Consider the following 3949-nt stretch of genomic DNA (forward strand, 5'->3'; position numbering starts at 1 on the left):
TGGGGAGAGGGCAGGGCCATCAGCGGTCGCTTTCGGGGAGGGGGCCCGACTCGCCCGCACCGGCCGTGCCGCTCGTGCCGGGCTCGTCGTGGGAGGGGATGACGTAGAAGGGGAAGACGAGGCTGCGCGGGTTGTTGGTCCCGCGGACGGAGTAGCGGACGTCGATGTGCAGGACGCCCTCGCCGGGACCGGCGGTGACCTCCACCTCCTCGACCTCGATGCGCGGCTCCCAGCGGTCGAGGCTGGCGTACACCTCGTGCTGGATGCGGCCGGCGGTGGCCTCGTTGACGGGGGCGAACACCAGGTCGTGGATGGCGCAGCCGAACTCCGGGCGCATCGGCCGCTCGCCCGGCGCGGTGGCCAGGACCAGCCGGATGGCCTCCTCGATCTCCTTCTCGCCGCTGACCAGGGCGATGCCCCCGGTGGGTCCGATGCGCAGGGGGAACGCCCAGCCGGATCCGACGAACTGCTCGGCCATCAGATCACCGGCTTTCCGTTGGCGGTGAGCAGACCCATGATCGGGACGGTGGCGGCCCGGATGCCCACGGCGGCCGCCGCGTTGATCTGGACGCTGCCCAGCGCGGAGAGGGTGGCCAGGCCCGCGGCCTTCAGGGACAGGGCGCCCTTGGCGTCGACGCTGACGGCGCCGACGGCCGAGCTGAGGCTGACCGCGCCGCGGCCCTGGAGGGTGAGCGGGCCACCGCTCCTGATGGTCACGGACCGCTTGCCGTTCAGGGTCAGGTCGGTGCCCGCCTCGACGGATACCGAGCGGCTTCCCTTGATGACGACGGTGCCCTTGCTGTCGACGGTGATCTCCGTCTTCGTACGGTCCAGGTTGATGATCAGCTTGTCGTCGCCGGAGGCGACGCGGACGCCCTGCTTGCGGGCGCCGGTGGTCTGGCTGAGCAGGTCGACGCGGTTGGCGTCGCGGTCGGACAGGGTGTGCCGGATCGCCCGCCGCTTCACGCCGTCGTGCAGCGGCACGTCCCGGACGGGGGACGGCTTGTCCACGCCGTTGTAGAGCCCGCCGACGACGAACGGGTGGTCGAGGGCGCCCCGGTCGAACGCCACCAGCACCTCGTCGCCCACGTCGAGCGGGAAGATCCCGCCGCCGCGCTTGCCGCCGAGCTGCACGGTACGGGTCCAGTCGGAGACGTACGTGTCGTCCAGCCACGGGAACCGCAGCTTCACCCTGCCCTGCTTGAGCGGGTCCTGCACGTCGGTGACCAGGGCGTTGGCGACACCGGGCAGACGGGGCGCGGCAGCCGCCCCGGTGCCTCCGCCACCGGAGGTGAGCCCGAACAGCGAGCGCCACTGGCGGCCGCTGACGGTGATCCAGGTCTCGTAGTGCTTGCCGTCGCCGAACACGTGCCGGGCGGACGTCACCGTGTACTTGCCCTCGAAGGGGGCGCCGACGTCGGTGAGGGTGACGGGGACGCCGGGGCGCAGCTTGGGGTTGCCGCGCACGACGACCTCCAGCTCGGCGAAGGACGAGGTCACGTCGTCGGCGAGGGAGTCCGCGGCGAACTTGACCTCGTTCTGCCGGTCGTAGGGCTTCTCCGTCTCCACGAGGGTGACGATCCCGAACGCCGAGGCGGCCTTCTGCGGGGTGGTGCCGATGGAGATGCCGGGGTTGGCGGTGGTGGGCGCGGTCGCGGTCAGCTCCTTCTTCGCGACGACGTCCCAGCCGCGCGCCTCGACCCGCCCGTACTGGTCGGCGGAGGTCACCGCGGCCCGGCAGCGCAGCACGTCGGTGCCGGCCTGGAGGACGAACGGGCTCTTCTCGCCCGGCGTGCTGGTGGGGGGCGCGCCGGAGGCCGGATCGGGGCTGACGAACCGGAACTTCCCCTTGGCGTCGAGGGACATCACCCTGTCGTTCTCGTCGGCGAGCCGGGACAGGAAGTCCCAGTCGGTGACGTTGGCCTGGCTGATGAACTCGTAGACCGTCCTGGTCGACTGCACCTCGCCGACGGCGACACCGTCCTGGCCGGCCAGGGTGCGGGCGATGTCCGACGCCGTCTGGTTGCGGTAGGCGGCGACCCGGCGGCGGCGCATCATGCGGTGGCCGCGGTCGTAGCCGCGGATCACGGTGAAGGTGCCGGTGCCGTCGTAGTCGGTCTCCATGCCGGTGACCTCGCCGGTCAGCAGCGGGTCACCGGCGCCCTTGCCGTGGGCGACGGGGGAGATCACCACCTCGGTGCCGAACTTGATGCCCAGTTTGCCGAGCACCAGCCCGTGCGCGTCCCGGAACGTCACCCGGAAGGCGCCGGGCACCCCGGCGCCCAGGTCGACCCAGCCGCCGACGAGCAGCGGGGCGAAGTAGGGCGGCACGGGCTTGCCGTCGAACGTGACGTCGACGATGTTGGAGAAGGAGGGCTTGACCATCAGAACGCGACCTCCCCGGCCGCCGGAAGGATCAGTTCGGTGCCGTTGGGCAGCCGGGACGGGTCGTCGATGTCGTTGGCCTCGGCGATCGAGCGCCAGGCCGCGGCGTCCCCGTACTCCCGCCAGGCCAGTGACTGCAGGGTGTCGCCCGCCACGACCCGGTGCACGCGCCGCGCGGTGAGCGCGCCCGAGGTCGGGTTCTGGCCCTTGGTCTGACTGGGGATCTCGTTCAGCTCCACCTGGCAGGCCGCCCTGATCGGTACGCCCGTGGTGCCGAACAGCGTGTAGTTCGCCCCCACACTGCCGATGTACGCGGTGAACCGCGCCGTGGAGAACGACCCCCATTCGAACACCACCCACGGTGTGGACGGCTGGTCCGCCGCGATGCTCTTGGCGGTCACCTCGCAGCAGGAGAACAGCGCCTCGACCTTCTTCAGCACGCTGTTGTCACCGGGGTCGCCGGAGGAGTCGAGGAAGATCTCCATCGACAGGCTCCGGCCCTCGGCCCCCATGAACTCGGGCAGCGGGCCGTCGCGCAGGGCGGCGGACGGGGTGCTCTTCCACTGGGCGCGGCGGGTGAGGGTGAGCTGCGCCGGGTTGAAGTCGAAGTCGAAGGTCTTGATCAGACCGCCCGGTGTGGTGCTGTCACCGATGGGGGGCTCGTGGATGGCCAGCGTGGCCCGCACCAGGCTCTTGCCCGCTCCGCCCTTGGAGCCCTTGCCTCCCTTGGCTGCCATGGTCCTTCGTCTCCGTCCTCGGTGTTCGGTGTGGGGTGGTGCGCGCCGGTCGCGCTCAGTCCGTGAATCCGTGGTGCGCGATCTCCAGGACCTCCGTGGCCACGCCCGGGTTCGCGGGGTCCAGGGAGGGGCCCTGCCAGCTCACCGGCAGTACGTCGATCAGCCCCCAGCGCGCCACCTGGGAGCCGTCCGCGCGCAGAGCCGAGATCTGGGCGGTGGGACGGGTGACGCCGGTCGTCACGGAGGAGATCCAGGCGGCGACCTTCGAGGTCTCCGGGGTCAGCGGACGGGTCAGCCGGATGGTGGAGAAGGTGACCCGGGTCGGCAACTGCCACACGAACCCGTTGTTGCCGCCCTCCCGGTACTGCTCGACCTCCACCGTCGACGCCAGCCCCTCACAGCCGTTGAACGCGCCGAGGCTCTGCCCGTCGATGGTGAGGGTGAAGAAGATGGTGGATCCCGGGTCGAGATCGCTGGACATCGGAAGGCCTTTCGGAGGCGGGCGGGACGGCGGTCGGGCGGGTGCGGGTCAGGCGCGGGGGTCGCGGAGTCTGCCGATGCGTTCCCGGTCCATCCGCAGCTCGGCACGGAGGAGACGGGTCAGCGGGCCGACCAGACGGTGGGTCAGCTCGTCGAGCTGCCCGTCGGTCAGGGCACGCGGATCGAAGGACTGCCCGGCGTGCGGGCCGCCCGCGCCGGGGTGCGGGTCGTGGAGCTCGTAGGGAGGGGGCGGCCCGGGGTCGTACGGCGGCGGAGGGGTGCCGGGGTCGTACGGCGGGGGCGGCGCGGGGGTGTGCGCGGGCGGCGGGCCGGGGGTGTCCGACGGG

4 protein-coding genes and 1 pseudogene are annotated in these 3949 nt (G+C 71.8%); all 5 read right to left on the bottom strand.

Features of this window, described 5'->3' with window-relative positions:
- Positions 1 to 19: 19 nt before the first annotated feature.
- The gene (locus B7767_RS42650; protein ID WP_085576485.1) at positions 20 to 478 is read right to left on the bottom strand and encodes a GPW/gp25 family protein; all 459 of its coding nucleotides are present in this window, start codon (positions 476 to 478) and stop codon (positions 20 to 22) included.
- On the bottom strand, positions 478 to 2385 hold the full coding sequence (locus B7767_RS42655; RefSeq protein WP_085576486.1) for a VgrG-related protein: 1908 nt from the start codon (positions 2383 to 2385) through the stop codon (positions 478 to 480). Before B7767_RS42655 ends, B7767_RS42650 begins: the two co-directional genes overlap by 1 nt.
- Positions 2385 to 3122, bottom strand: coding sequence for a tail protein X (locus B7767_RS42660; RefSeq protein WP_085576487.1), 738 nt, complete (start codon positions 3120 to 3122; stop codon positions 2385 to 2387). The genes B7767_RS42655 and B7767_RS42660 overlap by 1 nt, the downstream gene beginning before the upstream one ends.
- 55 nt (positions 3123 to 3177) lie before the next feature.
- Positions 3178 to 3603: a phage tail protein gene (locus tag B7767_RS42665; protein ID WP_085576488.1), complete on the bottom strand. Its 426-nt coding sequence runs from the start codon at positions 3601 to 3603 to the stop codon at positions 3178 to 3180.
- 48 nt (positions 3604 to 3651) lie between these two features.
- Positions 3652 to 3949, bottom strand: a pseudogene (locus tag B7767_RS47115) (extensin); the annotation flags it as partial.

Source organism: Streptomyces sp. 13-12-16 (genome assembly GCF_002114215.1).
In the GTDB taxonomy this organism is placed as follows: domain Bacteria; phylum Actinomycetota; class Actinomycetes; order Streptomycetales; family Streptomycetaceae; genus Streptomyces.

Coding starts and splice junctions, on each gene's coding strand:
- B7767_RS42650 (WP_085576485.1), bottom strand. CDS start 478: ATGGCCGAGCAGTTCGTCGGATCCGGCTGGGCGTTCCCCCTGCGCATC.
- B7767_RS42655 (WP_085576486.1), bottom strand. CDS start 2,385: ATGGTCAAGCCCTCCTTCTCCAACATCGTCGACGTCACGTTCGACGGC.
- B7767_RS42660 (WP_085576487.1), bottom strand. CDS start 3,122: ATGGCAGCCAAGGGAGGCAAGGGCTCCAAGGGCGGAGCGGGCAAGAGC.
- B7767_RS42665 (WP_085576488.1), bottom strand. CDS start 3,603: ATGTCCAGCGATCTCGACCCGGGATCCACCATCTTCTTCACCCTCACC.